Raw genomic sequence first — 16,644 nt, forward strand, 5'->3', positions numbered from 1 at the left:
TTCCCGTTTCTCACCATTTCTATACTTATTTCTTTTTTCCTGCTTTCGGTTTCACGCGGGCCGCATCACGTTCAAGGACCGGTTTCAAATACTTGCCGGTATAAGAAGCCGCGACCTCAGCGACTTCTTCCGGTGTGCCGGTCGCGACAATCTCGCCGCCACCGTCACCGCCCTCTGGTCCGAGGTCGATCAAATAATCCGCCGACTTGATGACATCGAGGTTATGTTCGATGACGAGCACCGTGTCTCCGTTCTCGACGAGACGTTGCAACACTTTCAACAAACGGGCGATGTCGTCGACATGAAGTCCGGTCGTCGGTTCATCCAAGATATAGATGGTCTTCCCGGTCGAACGCTTATGGAGCTCTGATGCAAGTTTGACACGTTGTGCTTCCCCACCTGAAAGTTCTGTCGCCGGCTGTCCAAGTTTCATATAGCCGAGACCGACGTCAAAGATCGTCTGAATCTTCCGTTTGATTTTCGGAATTTTGTCAAAGAATTCAAGACCCTCTTCAATCGTCATATCGAGCACGTCCGCAATCGTCTTCCCTTTATACTTCACTTCGAGCGTCTCCCGATTGTAGCGTTTCCCGTGACAGACTTCACACGGCACGTACACGTCCGGTAAGAAATGCATCTCGATTTTGATGATTCCGTCTCCGCGACACGCTTCGCAGCGACCGCCTTTGACGTTGAAGCTAAAACGCCCCTTCTTATATCCACGCATCTTCGCTTCGTTCGTTGAGGCAAATACGTCACGAATGTCATCGAAGACACCTGTATAGGTCGCAGGGTTCGAACGTGGCGTACGACCGATTGGGGATTGGTCGATATCGATGACTTTATCGATATGCTCGAGACCTTCAATCTTCTTATGCTTCCCTGGTTTCGCTTTGGCACGGTTCATATTGTGGGCGAGCGATTTATAGAGAATCTCATTGATCAATGTCGATTTACCAGAGCCCGAGACACCCGTCACTGCGACGAACATCCCGAGTGGAATCGACACGTCGACGTCTTTTAAGTTGTTCTCTTCTGCCTTGACAATCTTTAAGAAACGTTCGTCCGGTATCTTGCGTTCAACGGGAAGCGGGATGAACTTCTTCCCGGCGAGATATTGCCCGGTGAGCGAATTCTTATTTTTCATCAGTTGTTTCGGTGTACCGGCAGCGATGACCTGTCCTCCATGCTCCCCGGCGCCTGGCCCGATGTCAATCAAGTAGTCCGCTTCCATCATCGTATCCTCGTCGTGCTCGACGACAATGAGCGTGTTGCCGATGTCCCGCATCTGTTTGAGCGTGGCGATCAAGCGGTCGTTATCGCGTTGATGGAGACCGATTGACGGCTCGTCTAGAACATATAGGACACCCGTGAGGCGCGATCCGATTTGCGTGGCGAGACGAATCCGCTGTGCTTCCCCACCCGAGAGCGTTCCCGCGGCACGAGAGAGTGTCAAATAGTCGAGACCGACGTTATTCAAGAAGCTGAGCCGTTCTCGAATCTCCTGCAAGATGAGACGCGCGATTGCGATATCTTTCTCACTCAACTGTTCATTTAGCCCTTCGAAGAAAGCAAGTGCGTTCACGACCGACTTCTCCGTCACTTGTCCGACGTGCTGGCCGATGATTTTGACGGCGAGCGACTCTTCTTTCAAACGATAACCGTGACAGGTCGGACAGGCATGTGTCGCCATATACATTTCCATCTGCTCACGAATGTAATCGGATGTCGTCTCCCTGTAACGGCGCTCAATGTTGCGAAGAACCCCTTCAAAGAAAATCGTGTTCGTCCGGACTTGACCAAAATCATTCTCGTAGCGGAAGAGGAAGGATTCCTCAGTTGACCCGTTCAAGACGAGCTCTTGGTCACGCTTCGACAGACGCTCAAACGGCACGTCCATATCGATATTAAAATGTGCACACATCGCTGCAAGCAGCTGCGGATAGTACTGGGAACTCGTTGGTTGCCACGCGACAATCGCCCCTTCTTTTAACGTCTTCGACGGGTCCGGGATGACGAGTTCTGGGTCGACGTCTAGTTTCGTCCCGAGACCATCACACGTCGGGCAAGCGCCGAATGGTGAGTTAAACGAGAACATACGGGGTTCGAGCTCGCCGATTGAGAAACCACAGATCGGGCAAGCGTGATGTTCGCTAAAAAGAAGTTCTGTGCCATCCATCTTGTCGATGATGACACGTCCGTCAGCGAGACGTAACGCCGTCTCAAGTGAATCCGCAAGACGGCCTTCGACATCCGGTCGGACGACGAGACGGTCGACAACGACCTCAATTGAATGTTTTTTATTTTTGTCGAGCTCGATCTCATCTGTCAATTCAATCGTTTCTCCATTGACACGGACACGGACGAACCCTTCTTTTTTCAACGAATCAAATACTTTCACATGCGTTCCTTTACGCCCCGATACGATTGGTGCCAAAATCTGAAGACGCGTCCGTTCCGGTAATTCCATCACCTGATCGACCATCTGAGAGATCGTTTGACTCGAAATTTCAATTCCGTGGTTAGGACAGACCGGCTTCCCGATTCGCGCGAATAAGAGTCGGAGATAGTCGTAGATCTCCGTCACCGTACCGACCGTCGACCTCGGGTTACGACTCGTCGTCTTTTGGTCGATTGAGATGGCCGGACTGAGTCCTTCAATCGTATCGACGTCCGGCTTATCCATCTGACCGAGAAACTGACGGGCATACGCCGACAAGCTCTCGACGTAACGTCGTTGTCCTTCAGCGTAAATTGTGTCGAACGCAAGCGAAGACTTCCCGGAACCGGACAAGCCCGTCAAGACGACGAGCTGGTCACGTGGGATGTCGATGTCAATATTTTTCAAGTTGTTGACGCGTGCCCCTTTAATGACAATCGCATTTTTCTTTTCAGCCATTTAATTCCCTACCTTCAACTCCAAGATTAAGTCACGCAATTCGGCCGCACGTTCGAACTGGAGATCGCGCGCCGCTTGCTTCATTTCTTCTTCCAACTTGGCAATTGCCGCCTCGCGTTCCGCCGGCTTCATCGTACTGAGCGACTCTAACGCCTCTTCTTCGGCCTCGACCGTTGCTCGGATGACCCCTCGGACATCTTTTCGAATCGTCTGTGGGGTGATGCCATGTTCTTCATTGTAAGCTTGTTGAATCGTTCGCCGACGGTCGGTCTCTTCAATCGCGCGCGTCATCGAGTCGGTCATCTTATCCGCGAACAAGATGACGTGCCCGTTCGAGTTCCGGGCCGCCCGTCCGATCGTCTGGATAAGCGACCGGTCTGAACGAAGGAACCCTTCCTTGTCGGCATCGAGAATCGTGACGAGACTCACTTCCGGGATGTCTAGCCCTTCCCGCAGCAAGTTGATTCCGACGAGGACGTCGTATTTTCCGAGACGAAGGTCACGGATAATTTCAATCCGCTCGAGCGTCTTGATCTCAGAGTGCATATAGTTAACTTTGATTCCGGCCTCCCGTAAGTAATCAGACAAGTCTTCCGCCATTTTCTTCGTGAGCGTCGTCACGAGGACACGTTCCTCTCGCTTGATGCGCTCGCGGATCTGATCCATCAAGTAGTCGATCTGTCCTTTGATCGGATGAATCTCAATTGTCGGGTCGAGGAGACCCGTCGGTCGGATAATCTGTTCAATCATGTCCGGCGTATGTTCGAGCTCATACGGGCCCGGTGTCGCCGAGATGAAGATGGCCTGGCTCAACTTCTTCTCGAACTCGTCGAACTTGAGCGGCCGGTTGTCCTTCGCCGACGGCAGACGGAAACCGTGGTCGACGAGCACTTGTTTCCGTGCTTGGTCCCCGTTATACATCCCGCGCACTTGCGGGAGCGTCACGTGCGACTCATCCGCGATGAGCAAGAAGTCTTTCGGGAAGTAATCGATGAGCGTGTACGGTGTCGCGCCTGCCTCCGTCAAGTTCAAATGGCGCGAATAGTTCTCGATGCCTGAACAGTAACCCATCTCACGCATCATCTCGAGATCGTAGTTCGTCCGCTGCTCGAGACGTTGCGCCTCGAGTAACTTGCCTTCTTCACGGAACTTCTCAAGCTGTTGTTCGAGTTCGGCCTCGATGTTGACGATCGCTTTTTGTAACTTTTCATCACGTGTGACGAAGTGGGATGCTGGGAAAATCGATACATGCTCGCGATCGGCGATGATTTCGCCGGTAAGCGGGTCCATCTCGCGAATCCGATCAATCTCGTCCCCGAAAAACTCGACACGCAAGCACTGCTCATCACGTGACGCCGGGAAGATTTCAACGACGTCCCCACGGACACGGAACCGCCCCCGTTGGAAGTCGATGTCGTTCCGTTCATATTGGATGTCGATCAATTTGCGAAGCATTTGATCGCGCCCCATTTCTTTCCCGACACGAAGACTCAAGACGAGACTGTTATATTCTTCCGGGTTACCGAGACCGTAGATGCACGATACCGAAGCGACGATGATGACATCATCGCGCTCGAACAGAGCCGAGGTCGCCGAGTGGCGAAGTTTATCGATCTCATCGTTAATCGAAGCATCTTTTTCGATAAACGTATCGGTCGAAGGCACGTACGCCTCTGGCTGATAGTAATCGTAATAGCTGACGAAATATTCGACGGCGTTGTTCGGGAAGAATTCTTTGAACTCGGAGTAGAGCTGTCCGGCGAGCGTCTTGTTGTGGGCGAGGACGAGTGTCGGTTTCTTCACTTCCTGGATGACATTCGAGACGGTGAACGTCTTCCCCGTACCGGTCGCCCCGAGGAGCGTCTGGTACCGTTCACCCCGATTCAAACCTTCGACAAGCTGTCGAATCGCTTCAGGTTGGTCACCTCCTGGTTGAAATTCAGATTGTAATGCAAACGGAATTGATTCCATAAGATACTCCTCACCTTCTCATTTCATAAGTGTCTTGATTATACCATATACACGAACAAATATTCGCTTCTCAACTTTTACTGAGAACGTCTTTATAGAAGAAACGTCATTTGTGCATCGCTTAATATTTTTCCTTAACCGTCTCAAAAGAAACATTCAAATCGTTCAGAAAGATCCATTTGTTCAATTTGTAAAGGTTACTTTTGTAACATAGGAGACGAATGACCAAACAATGGACCATATTCCTATTCAATTGAAATCCCCCCAGTTTTCATGATGAATCATCTATTTCTTATTAGTTCCGCTCTCTACTCATCATTTTTATGAAGTTTACAGGTGTAAATGTGAACATTTTTAGGAAAAAAGTATGATTTTTGAAAAACGCTGTTTTAAAACGCTTACATTTTGGGCATATAATGAAGTGGTAAGTCAAATTGCATAAGGGAGAAAGGGGAGTATCACATGTCAGCATTTGTCAGTGAAATTATTGGTACGATGCTATTGATTCTGCTCGGTAACGGTGTCGTCGCCGGCGTCGTCCTCCGCCATTCCAAAGCGGAAAACTCTGGCTGGATTGTCATCACAATGGGTTGGGGTCTCGCCGTTATGGTCGGGGTCTACGCAGCCGGTATTTACGGAGGTGCACACATCAACCCTGCCGTCACGATTGGTCTCGCGACAGCAGGCGAATTCCCATGGGCGGATGTCCCACTCTACATCCTCGCTCAGTTTATCGGAGCCATCATTGGGGCATGTTTGGTTTATATCCACTATAAACCGCACTATGATGCAACGGACGACCCAGGTTTGAAACTGGCGACGTTCTCGACGGCTCCTGGTATTCGAAGCACACCTTTCAACTTGATTGGTGAGATTATCGGAACGTTCGTCCTTGTCTTCGGTCTATTGTCATTCGGGGCAAACACCTTCGCGGACGGACTTAATCCGCTCATCGTCGGCTTCTTGATCGTATCGATCGGTCTTTCGCTCGGTGGTACGACCGGGTATGCAATTAACCCGGCACGTGACCTCGGTCCGCGTATCGCTCACGCATTTCTTCCGATTAAAGGAAAAGGCTCGTCAGATTGGGGATATTCATGGATCCCGGTCGTCGGTCCAATTATCGGCGCGATTATCGCCGCACTCATTTATGGCCTTCTCGTCTCGTAACACAATATTTTGAAGGAGGAAATCACATATGGCGAAAGAAAAACGTTATATTTTAGCACTAGACCAAGGAACGACAAGTTCACGGGCAATCATCTTTGACCATGACGGAAAAATTGTCACGGTCGCACAACGCGAATTTAAACAGTATTTCCCAAAACCAGGCTGGGTCGAACATAACGCCAATGAGATTTGGGGTTCTGTCCTCGCCGTCATGGCGGAAGCATTTGGTTCGGCAGACATCGATCCGAACGAGATCGCAGGAATCGGAATCACGAACCAACGTGAAACAGCAGTCGTTTGGGAGAAAGAAACAGGACGCCCTGTATATAACGCAGTTGTTTGGCAATCACGACAAACCGCTGACATTTGTGAAGAACTAAAAGCAGCCGGTCATTCTGATATGGTGCGTGACAAGACGGGCCTTCTCATCGATGCTTACTTCTCTGGGACAAAGGTCAAGTGGATTTTGGACAACGTCGAAGGCGCACGTGAAAAAGCCGAGAACGGAGAACTTCTCTTCGGTACAATCGACACGTGGCTCATCTGGAAACTTTCAGGTGGAACGGCCCACGTGACAGACTACTCGAACGCGTCCCGTACACTTATGTACAACATCTATGAACAGAAGTGGGATGACGAATTACTCGACATCTTAACGGTACCGAAGTCGATGCTCCCTGAAGTCAAAGCTTCAAGTGAAGTCTACGCAAACACAATCCCGTATCACTTCTTTGGATTTGAAGTACCAATCGCCGGAGCCGCAGGTGACCAACAGGCTGCCTTGTTCGGTCAGACGTGCTTCGAAAAAGGGGAAGGGAAAAACACGTACGGCACGGGTTGCTTCATGCTTATGAACACAGGGGAAGAAGCCGTCAAATCAGACCATGGTCTCTTGACGACGATTGCTTGGGGCTACAACGGTAAAGTCGAGTATGCACTCGAAGGATCGATCTTCGTTGCCGGTTCTGCGATTCAATGGCTCCGTGATGGATTGCGGATGTTGAAATCAGCGAAAGACTCGGAGCAATACGCGACACGGATCGAGTCGACAGAGGGGGTTTACGTCGTACCAGCCTTCGTTGGACTCGGTGCACCTTATTGGAACTCTGACGTTCGTGGCGCTATCTTCGGCCTCACACGAGGAACGGAAAAAGAACAGTTCGTCCGTGCGACAATCGAGTCACTCGCTTATCAGACACGTGATGTCCTCACGGCGATGGAGAACGACTCAGGAATCAACTTGAAGACACTCCGCGTCGATGGCGGGGCCGTCAGCAACAACTTCCTTATGCAGTTCCAATCAGACATTCTCGACGTTCCAGTCGAACGTCCTGAAGTGAGCGAAACGACTGCACTCGGTGCTGCCTACTTGGCAGGTCTTGCCGTTGGATTCTGGAAAGACCAAGCCGAAGTCAAAGAGCAGTGGAAACTCGACAAGAAATTCGAGCCGAACATGGACGAATCTCACCGCGAGGCACTCTACAAAGGTTGGCAACACGCTGTCGAAGCAACAACAGCATTTAAACCATCAAAACTTGACGTATAAGAAAAAAGGGCATCCCCAAGGGTGCCCTTTTTCAGTACAAAAAAGAGTACCCTTGACGGATACTCTCACAGTTTGCGAAGACGGACACGCGGACTCGTCGGTTCCCCGACGAACAAGATGCCAAGTTCATGCGGATCGGTCTCATACATCGCCCGTTGAACGAATCGGATATCACCGTTCAAGTTCAACACTTCGAGCTTAATATAAGGTTTATGTTGCTGGAGCGCCTCATAGAAACTATGCCCTCCCGTGATGACTGTTCCATTGACTTTGTAGATGGATTCACCCGGGATGAGTTGCATCGCTTCCCCCGGTGAATTCGGGAGCGTGTCAACGATGACCGCCCCGCGATTGCCATTGATAAAGACAGGTGTCGTGCCACGATTTTCTCGTTTGATCCACTGTAATCCGAGTTCATAGAGAACGAATAGTGTAATCAATACATAGTCGATATACGGAATCTCCCACGTATAGGATATACCGAACAAAATAAGGGCGATCAATGCGAGCATCGCACGATAGTTACTCAACCGTGCGAGAAGTGTCCCCGGCAAGGCACCGGTCGACAGTAAACTGACCCCAATCGGAATCGGCAGAATGATTGGGATCATCGGCAAATCAAGACCGAACATCGGCGGTAAAAAGACAACGAGCGGGAAAAACCAAACCCGTTTGACGACGTGTCCTCCGATGAACTGCCCACGTTTGGACAAGATTAGTGTCGGTGACGTCTCTTTTGGTCCATCCCATCGTAGGAGAATCGCTTCCGCGAGTGTGACGAGCCCGAACGTCAATGCATAGACCGTCCAATCGACTCGGGCAAGCTCTCTCACCCAATCACTGAATGCCCCATATGCGACAATATCACGTAACATGACGACACCGAATATAATGAGGAGCGGCAACACTGGGTTAAAGAATCGCGGATGCATCGTCAAGACGACAAGCGTGTAAAGAATTGTAAACGAAACTGCCCATTCAAATGTGATGGTCGTCTCCAGTAAAATCGTTGCGGTTGATGAGAGGACCGCCAGCAGGAGACTCGGCCAGATGAAATGCTTCCATTCCGACTTTGGTGAGCGGCGTCTCGAACGAAACATGGCCCGTTCCCGTTTGACTCGGGTCATTGATATGTACGTAATGGCGACGAGCGTCACCCAAAACAGTGGACTACCTAACAACGTCAATAAAGCCGTAACACTCATTCGTACAACTTCCACGCGGTCCAACCCTTTCTTTCATACAACGTTATTTTGCGGCTTCTTCTAGCGCTCGATTCAGTTGAGCATCGTTTTCCTCATCTTGAATCGCCTCGAGTAGCTTCGATTCGAGTGCCGAGGCTGTCTCTTCATCGACTGTACCTGAAGCCGTGAGATTTTGGTCTGCCTGGAACGCTTTTACGGCCTCTGCCATCGTATCGCCGTAATATCCGGGTTGACCGCCTGGCTCATAGCCGATTCCAGTTAAAATATTGTGCAAGTTCGACACGGAGTCGCCATAGTCCCCGATTTTTAATGACTCTTCTTCTGTTAGCACGCGGGTTACATTGAAGAAATCCGGTTGCTTCACTTCGATGTCCGGCTCGATCCCTTTTTTGTTGATCCAGTTCCCGTCCGGTGTGAGCCATTTGCTCGTCGTCAACTTCAAGTTACTGCCGTCTTCTAAATCGAACGCCGTCTGCACGACACCTTTCCCGAACGTCTTCGTGCCAATGATTGTCGCACCGGCCCCTTCTTTCATCGCACCTGTCAAAATCTCGGATGCCGAAGCAGAGCCTTCATCCGTCAAGACGAAGAGGTCATACGGTTTTGCTTCACGGGCACGACCATTTTGAGCGTCACGGTCCCCGTCCGCATTTTCGATTTGGACGACCGGTTTCGATGTCGGGACGAACCCTTCAGACATCTCGATGACGGCAGGTAAGAGCCCCCCCGGATTTCCACGAACGTCGATGATCAAGCTATCGATGTCGTCTGCTTCAAGTTGCTCGAGTTGCTCGAGAAACTCATCGGCTGTCGGTTCTGAGAATTGAGTAACTTGAAGGTAGCCAATCTTTTTACCATCTATTTCTTTCACTTCAGAGAACACGGTCTCAATCGGAATCGTGTCACGTGTGATTTCATAGTCCGCCGTCTGACTGCCACGGCGAATCGTCAGCGTGACCGTCGTCCCTTTCTCTCCTCGAATCAGCTGGACGGCTTCCTGTACATCCATCCCCTCAATCGACTCACCGTCGACCGCTGTGATGATGTCGCCCGGGCGAAGTCCTGCTTCTTCGGCCGGAGCGCCTTTGATTGGAGCGACAATTAAGATGTCTTCTCCTTTCTTCTCCAAAGTTGCGCCAATTCCTTCAAAACTCGATTCAATCGAGTCGGTAAATTGTGATGTTTCTTCTGCGTCTAAGAAGTCAGAGTACGGATCGTTCAGTGCTGCGGTCATACCGTCGAGCGCGCCTGTCAATAAGTCATCTTCTGAGATGTCTTGTAACGAATGCGCCTCAATCAAATCACGTACTTGATCGACTTTATCCCAGCCTTCCGCATTCGTTTGAATCGGAAGAGAAGTGTCTGTAAATGCCATCGTCGCAAGGCCTGCACCGGCCCCAGCCACGAACGTTGTGCCAGCGAGTAGTCCTGCGGTTGAATTTTTCACGGGTTGGTCCCTCATTTCTCTTTGTAAGTCTTTTCATTAGTATAGCAAAAACGAAAGGAAAAGCGGACGCGTTCCACATATTTGGGACGCGTCCGCTTGAATTAATAGCCAATATACGGGGCTGGGTCAATCGCATTCGGCTGTCCCGGCGCCCATTTCCCTCGATGTAACTCAAAATGGAGATGCGGTCCGGTCGACCAACCCGTGTTACCGAGCGTCCCGACTGTCTGTCCTGCCGCTACCTGTTGTCCGGCACCGACCGTGATTGCATTCAGATGAGCGTAGACGGTCGTCCAAACCTCTCCATTCATGACATGTGAAACAAACACGACATTCCCATATCCGGTCGCCGGTGCCGCTTTGATGACGACACCTGGTGCACTCGCAACAATCGGTGTCCCTGAAGCATTGACGAGGTCGATTCCCTTATGAATCTCCGAGACACCTGTCAAAGGATTGTTTCGAGGACCAAACGGGCTCGACACATATCCTGACACAGGGCGGACGAATCCGTTCGACGTTGAAACATTCGTCGGTGTTTCAGCTGGTACCGTCACCTCAGGCGCTTCTTTCACTTCCGCTTCTGAATCACGCGCTTCCGCCTCGGCTCTTGCTCGTTCTTCGGCAGCACGTTTTTCAGCTTCCTGTTTGGCACGTTCGGCCGCCTCAGCGGCTTCTCGCTCAGCAATCGCAATCGCTTCGAGCTGTTCGCTGATGATTCGATTCTGTTCGGCCATGACGGCCTGTTCTTCACTGCGTGTCATCTTCTCAAGTTCGAGTTGCTCGACTTGTTCGTTCAGTTCGACCAACAGATCACGCTTTTTCTCGGCTGTACGGTCGAGATCTTGCTTCGTGATGACGAGCTCACGCTCTTTTTGCTTGATGAACGAGAGTTGGGTACGTTGTGTCGACTCAAGCGACTCTAGGCGTTCCATCTCACTCATATAATTATGTATGAGCTCCCGGTCCTGTTCAGCGATTGTGCGGGCCGTCATGACCCGTGTCACGAAATCGCCGAAAGAGCGGGACTCAAAAATGACTTGTAGATAGGACGTATCTTCATGTACTTGCAAGACACGAAGACGCTCGTTTAAAAGTTCCTTCTGGTCTTCCAAGTATTTTTCTTGAACAGAAAGTTGTTGGCGGGTCGTCTCGAGCTCTCCACGGGTCGTGTCGACTTCGTGTTGTTGAATCGCGATTTGTTCGCTTAAATCATTCAACCGATCATCGACGACGTGAATTTCTGTCTTTACAGCATCACGCTCTGCCTCTGTGACCTCAAGCTCGGCATCCGTTTCAGCCTGCGCATTTTTCGATTCCTCCAACTCATTGGACAATCGATCTTGTCGAGCTTTTAACGTGTCTTTCTCTGTCGCCATGACAGGCATGGCAAGTAATGATACACACAACCCTAGCGCAAGCGAACGTTTCATCCGCCAACTCCTCCTTATTTAAGTTAGATTTTCAAGAAGCGACCGAGCGATGTCGTCGATCCCCAGATCCCGATGAACGCACCGAGTGCAAGTAAGACAAGCGATACTTGGACTGTGAGCGTCGATGGATCAATCAACTTAAATATATCACTATTCAATTGATCAAGCGATGGTTGTAAAGCACTATATGCGACGTCATATCCGAAATAAATGACAAGAATCGGGACAAGAGCCCCAAGCATTCCGAGAACCAACCCTTCAATGAAAAATGGCCAGCGGATGAAGCTGTTCTTCGCTCCGACGAGTCGCATGATCTCAATCTCGCGGCGACGTGAGAAAATTGTCATTTTAATCGTATTCGAGATCAAGAACATCGCCATCAATGTCAATCCGACAATCAACGCGAGTCCACCGATGCGAATCCCGTTGAAGAAGGCGAACATTTTATCAATGTAGTCTTTTCCGTATTTCACATCGTCGACGTTATCGAATGATTCGACCGATTTTGCAACTTCCTCTAGTTCTGTTGGGTCTTGGGCTTTGACGATATAACGGGCGTGGAGCGGGTTGTCTTTTTCAACCGTGCCATAAGCAGCCGCATCGTCCCCAAGTTGGTTTTGGAACTTGGCCAATTCATCTTCTTTCGAACTGAACGTAACCTTCGACACACCCGGTACCTGTTCAATATTCTGTCCGAGTTTCTCGACTGAGCTCTCATCCGCCGTACGGGTGATGAACACTTGAATCTCGACATCGTTCTCTACATTGTCTGAGATTTCATTTACATTGAACATGACGAGTGCAAATACACCGACAAGTAACAAGGTGATCGTCACGGCACTAATTGCCGCGAACGACATCCATCCATTTCGAAGCGTTCCTTTGAACCCTTCACGCAAATGGCGCAATCCAGCCTTAAACATCATAGCCATATGCTCCTTTCTCTTCATCGCGAACGACTCTTCCATTCTCAATCGCGATGACACGGTGGCGAATCTTATCGACGATGTCACGGTTGTGTGTCGCCATGACAATTGTTGCCCCACGGCGGTGAATTTCTTCAAACACTTCCATGATGCCCCATGCTGTCTCCGGGTCTAAGTTCCCTGTCGGCTCATCGGCGATAATCAGCTTCGGTTTGTTCACAATCGCTCGTGCAATCGAAACCCGTTGCTGCTCCCCACCAGAAAGCTCATCTGGATAGTTGCGTGCCTTGTTTTTCAATCCGACAAGATTCAACACGTCCATGACTTGCTTACGAATCGACGTCGTGTCAGCCCCAACGACTTCTAATGCGAACGCAACGTTTTCATACACCGTAAGTGATGGAAGTAATTTAAAGTCCTGAAAGATGACACCGAGTTGACGGCGCAACTTTGGTACATGACGATCCTTGATTTTACCGACATCGAGTCCGTCAATCAATAATTGACCTTCCGTCGGTTTCTCCTCGCGATAAATCATCTTCATGAATGTCGACTTTCCGGCACCGGAAGGACCGACTACATAAAGGAACTCGCCGTCGCGAATTTCTAAATCGAGGTCATCCATGGCAACGACGCCGTTTGGATATACTTTACTGACTTTTTGCATCGATATCATAACGTATTCCCTACCCTTTTTAAAATATTTTTATGCATCTATGACGAATTGGAATCATTTGTTTTAGTTACTGTATATTTCGCCTAGAGTCTTTTTTACAGGAAATACCCCTCTCTGTCAAGGAGTCATTTCTCGTTTATCGCCTTGCCAAAAAATCATCTAGGGCATTGTTGAAGCGACTACAATTATATCAATCCGACTTTTAAAACACCATTACAGGATTGTTTCAGTTCGATTGAGTTCAGTGGGAAAATGTCGTCATGAAATTCTATTGCACCAATTTGACCTCCATTATGAAATTCAGTTGAACTACCCCCACCTATGCTTCGCTTAGAGGTGGAGGATTCCTGAGTCATCCGACCTGACAGTCGGAACCTGATCAGGCTAGCCCCGTCGTCCCGACGGTTAAAGAAGCCAACATGCGTTCGGCTTCTTGTCTGAGGTTTAGTCCTGCGTTCACATCGCGGTCGTGGTGGACCCCGCAATTCGGGCATGTCCATTCACGCAAACCAAGATGCTTCACGTCTTTGTGTCGATGGCCGCAACTCGAACACGCTTGGCTCGAGGCGAAGGTCTTCCCCACCTTCACGACGGTCTTCCCGTACCAGTCGGCCTTATACTCGAGCATCCGATGGAATTCCGACCAGCTGACCTCGGAGATCGACTTGCTCAACTTGCGGTCCTGCTGCATGTTCTTCACCTGAAGGGTCTCGATGCCGATGACGTCGTGGTTTTTGACGATCTCGGTCGACACCTTGTGCAGGAAGTCGGTGCGTCTGTTGGCGATCTTCTCATGGATGCGGGCGACCTTACGCTTCTGCTTCTGATAGTTCTTCGCCTCGGAAAGTCTCATTTTCTTGTTCAGGGCGATACGCTGACGACGGGACAACTTGCGCTGCTCCCGTGCCAGCTTCTTCTCGAGCGTACGGAAATAACGGTCGTTTTGGTATACGGCTCCGTTTGATAGGATGGCGAAGTTCTTCAATCCGACGTCGACGCCGACCGATGAGCCGGTCTTCGGCAGTTCACCGATCTCCAGCTCTACGAGAAGGGAGACGAAGTATTTGTCCGAAGCTGTGCGTCGGATCGTGGCGTTCAGGATGCGACCCTCGACTTGTCTCGAGTTGGCGAACCGTACCCATTTCAGCTTCGGGAGTTTGAGTGTGTTCCCGACGATCGAGACCTCGGGGAGCTGGGACTTCCCCTGGATGTTCGCCGTATAGGATTGGACGGGGTTACGCTTCGACTTGAAACAGGGATGATTTCCCTCCTTCCTGAAGAACTTCTTATACGCGTCGACCAGGTGTTTGACACTGTTCTGGACGGCCGTGCTGTCCACTTCCGTCAACCAACTGAATTCTTGCTTGAGTATGGGAAGGTCTTTCGAGCAGGCGTCATACGACAGTCCCTTGCCATTCGCTTCATAGGCCGCGTCCCATTTCGACAGGAAATGGTTGAACACGAACCGGGAACAGCCGATCGTCTTGGCGATCAGGACCTCCTGTTCCTTCGTCGGATAGATCCGGAATTTATAGCCCTTGTGCTTCACCATGTGACGTTCACCCCTTTGAAGATATTTTACCCGAAAGAGAGGCTGGCGATTCATCTCCCACTTTCACGCAAGCCCTGTCCTTAACGTTTAGAAGTGGGAGTATTCTCGCCTAATTCAGATAAAAAACACCCCGTAGAAGCTGGATGTTCATGTCCAACTTCTATGGGGCGGTTCACTATACAGATATTTTCTTCTATCAATCTGCCTTGTCTTTCAATACATCGAACGGGGTACGCTTTTTCTTTCGGTACTGAATATGAATCGTCGGTGACTCATATTCATCTTGCGCCCGGATGTCGCTGCTTGAGACACGCATAAACGACCATCCGAGTAAAATCATGATAAATATGAGGGGGAAACCACCGACAATACTTGCTGTTTGTAAAGTTTCAAGTCCCCCGAGGAACATGAGTGTGAGAGGCATGATCGATAGTGCGAATGCCCAAAACAGTCGATTCCATACGAGTGGTTCATCTTCCACATGCTTTTGAGTGACTGATGCCAAAATATATGACGAAGAATCGAACGTCGTCGCCAAGAAGATAATGGCGAGGACAGTGAAGACCCCAACTACCGCACTTCCAAACGGCAATTGACTAATAATCGCAATGATTGTCGGGGCCGGTCCGTAAGTAGCCATATATGAGATGACATCGAATGTTCCACTTAGGTGAAGGTATAGTCCATAATTTCCGAGAACTCCGAAAAACAGTACACACCCAAACGTCCCATAGACCATCGTTCCGATGATCATGCCACGAATCGTCCGACCACGTGAGATCCGTGCCACGAATAATCCGACGAATGGAGCATAGACAAGCCACCATGCCCAGTAGAATACAGTCCACGACTCAGGGAATCCCGTTGAAGTAAAGCCACCAAAATCACCAAATGGCTCCATCCACGTCGCCATTCGGAAGAAATTATCCATAACAATCCCAACACCGTTGAATGTTGTCTCTAAGATAAAGCGTGTCGGTCCAAATACAAATACAAATGTTAAAATTCCTAATGCAAGCCAAATGTTCAAGTCACTTAGTAATTTGATTCCTTTATTCAATCCAGCATAAGAGCTAACTGCAAAAATAACCGTACAGACTAGCATAATCACTGCTTTCATCCCGAGTGATACAGGGATTCCCGTCAATTCACTGATTCCTTCGGCAATCATCGGCGTACCGAGGGCGAGTGTTGTCCCTGCGCCTCCAAGAAGACCAAAGATGAATAAAATATCAATCACTTTTCCAAGTGGACCGTCTGAACGATCACCGAGAATCGGACGGACCGCTTCACTCACCTTCAACACGGATATGCGTCGTACATAATAGAAATAGGCAATCGGGAGTGCAGGCAGCGCATAAATCGCCCACGCAATCGGTCCCCAGTGAAACATGCCATATGCCGTCGACCATTGAATGGCTTCTGTCGATTCTGGTGTGAGACCAAACGGTGGTCCTTCGTAATAGTAAACCCATTCAATCACCGACCAGTAAAGAATACTTGACCCAATCCCAGCAGCGAACAACATCGCCGCCCATGAAAAGTTACTAAATTCAGGTTCCTCATCTTCGTCGCCCAACTTAATGTGCCCGTTCTTACTGAAGGCAACGTAGATCAAAAATCCGAATGCGCCAAGCCCAAGCGCTAAGTATAATATTCCAAAGTTTGATGTCATATACTCATTTGCCATCCCGACTAAAGCCTTACCTGTTTCCGGGAAGAAAATAAGAGGTAACGTCACTGCTAACAGTAAGATCACTGATCCAATAAATGTTGGCCAGTCTATTAATTTTGTCCTCAAAACCATATCACTCCATTT

Annotated in this window: 11 protein-coding genes; 2 read left to right on the forward strand and 9 right to left on the reverse strand. The window is 49.7% G+C overall.

Going from position 1 to position 16,644, the window contains the following annotated elements; all coding sequences use genetic code 11:
* Nucleotides 1-25 precede the first annotated feature (25 nt).
* Together uvrA and uvrB are read right to left on the reverse strand one after the other, a co-directional pair.
* Complete coding sequence (uvrA, locus tag KNO98_RS05065) at nucleotides 26-2,899, reverse strand: excinuclease ABC subunit UvrA (RefSeq protein WP_214699497.1); 2,874 nt, start codon at nucleotides 2,897-2,899, stop codon at nucleotides 26-28.
* Nucleotides 2,900-4,870, reverse strand: coding sequence for an excinuclease ABC subunit UvrB (uvrB, locus tag KNO98_RS05070; RefSeq protein ID WP_214699499.1), 1,971 nt, complete (start codon nucleotides 4,868-4,870; stop codon nucleotides 2,900-2,902).
* 462 nt (nucleotides 4,871-5,332) lie between these two features.
* Here uvrB and KNO98_RS05075 point away from each other — a divergent pair, with 462 nt between their 5' ends.
* On the forward strand, nucleotides 5,333-6,040 hold the full coding sequence (locus tag KNO98_RS05075; RefSeq protein ID WP_026825423.1) for an MIP/aquaporin family protein: 708 nt from the start codon (nucleotides 5,333-5,335) through the stop codon (nucleotides 6,038-6,040).
* 28 nt (nucleotides 6,041-6,068) lie between these two features.
* Nucleotides 6,069-7,586: a glycerol kinase GlpK gene (gene glpK / locus KNO98_RS05080; RefSeq protein ID WP_026825422.1), complete on the forward strand. Its 1,518-nt coding sequence runs from the start codon at nucleotides 6,069-6,071 to the stop codon at nucleotides 7,584-7,586.
* Nucleotides 7,587-7,651: 65 nt separating this feature from the next.
* Here the strand turns inward: glpK and KNO98_RS05085 are convergent, their stop codons facing one another.
* The 7 genes from KNO98_RS05085 to KNO98_RS05115 form a co-directional block, all read right to left on the reverse strand.
* Nucleotides 7,652-8,791, reverse strand: a complete 1,140-nt coding sequence (locus tag KNO98_RS05085; protein WP_214699502.1) for a PDZ domain-containing protein — start codon at nucleotides 8,789-8,791, stop codon at nucleotides 7,652-7,654.
* A 43-nt stretch (nucleotides 8,792-8,834) separates the two neighbouring features.
* A complete protein-coding gene (locus KNO98_RS05090; RefSeq protein ID WP_214699505.1) occupies nucleotides 8,835-10,238 on the reverse strand; it encodes a S41 family peptidase in 1,404 nt (467 codons plus the stop codon).
* 101 nt (nucleotides 10,239-10,339) lie between these two features.
* Nucleotides 10,340-11,671 (reverse strand): murein hydrolase activator EnvC family protein, encoded by a 1,332-nt coding sequence (locus KNO98_RS05095; protein ID WP_214699507.1) that lies wholly within the window; start codon nucleotides 11,669-11,671, stop codon nucleotides 10,340-10,342.
* Between the two features lie 23 nt (nucleotides 11,672-11,694).
* Complete coding sequence (gene ftsX, locus KNO98_RS05100) at nucleotides 11,695-12,597, reverse strand: permease-like cell division protein FtsX (protein WP_026825418.1); 903 nt, start codon at nucleotides 12,595-12,597, stop codon at nucleotides 11,695-11,697.
* Nucleotides 12,587-13,273, reverse strand: a complete 687-nt coding sequence (gene ftsE / locus KNO98_RS05105) for a cell division ATP-binding protein FtsE (protein WP_214699510.1) — start codon at nucleotides 13,271-13,273, stop codon at nucleotides 12,587-12,589. The genes ftsX and ftsE overlap by 11 nt, the downstream gene beginning before the upstream one ends.
* A 379-nt stretch (nucleotides 13,274-13,652) precedes the next feature.
* Nucleotides 13,653-14,825 carry an IS200/IS605 family element RNA-guided endonuclease TnpB gene (gene tnpB, locus KNO98_RS05110; protein WP_214699512.1) on the reverse strand — a complete coding sequence of 391 codons (1,173 nt, stop codon included), beginning with the start codon at nucleotides 14,823-14,825 and terminating at the stop codon, nucleotides 13,653-13,655.
* Nucleotides 14,826-15,021: 196 nt separating this feature from the next.
* Nucleotides 15,022-16,626 (reverse strand): BCCT family transporter, encoded by a 1,605-nt coding sequence (locus KNO98_RS05115; protein WP_214699514.1) that lies wholly within the window; start codon nucleotides 16,624-16,626, stop codon nucleotides 15,022-15,024.
* Nucleotides 16,627-16,644: the final 18 nt, after the last annotated feature.

Origin of the sequence: Exiguobacterium sp. s57 (genome assembly GCF_018617685.1) — a bacterium.
GTDB lineage: Bacteria > Bacillota > Bacilli > Exiguobacteriales > Exiguobacteriaceae > Exiguobacterium > Exiguobacterium marinum.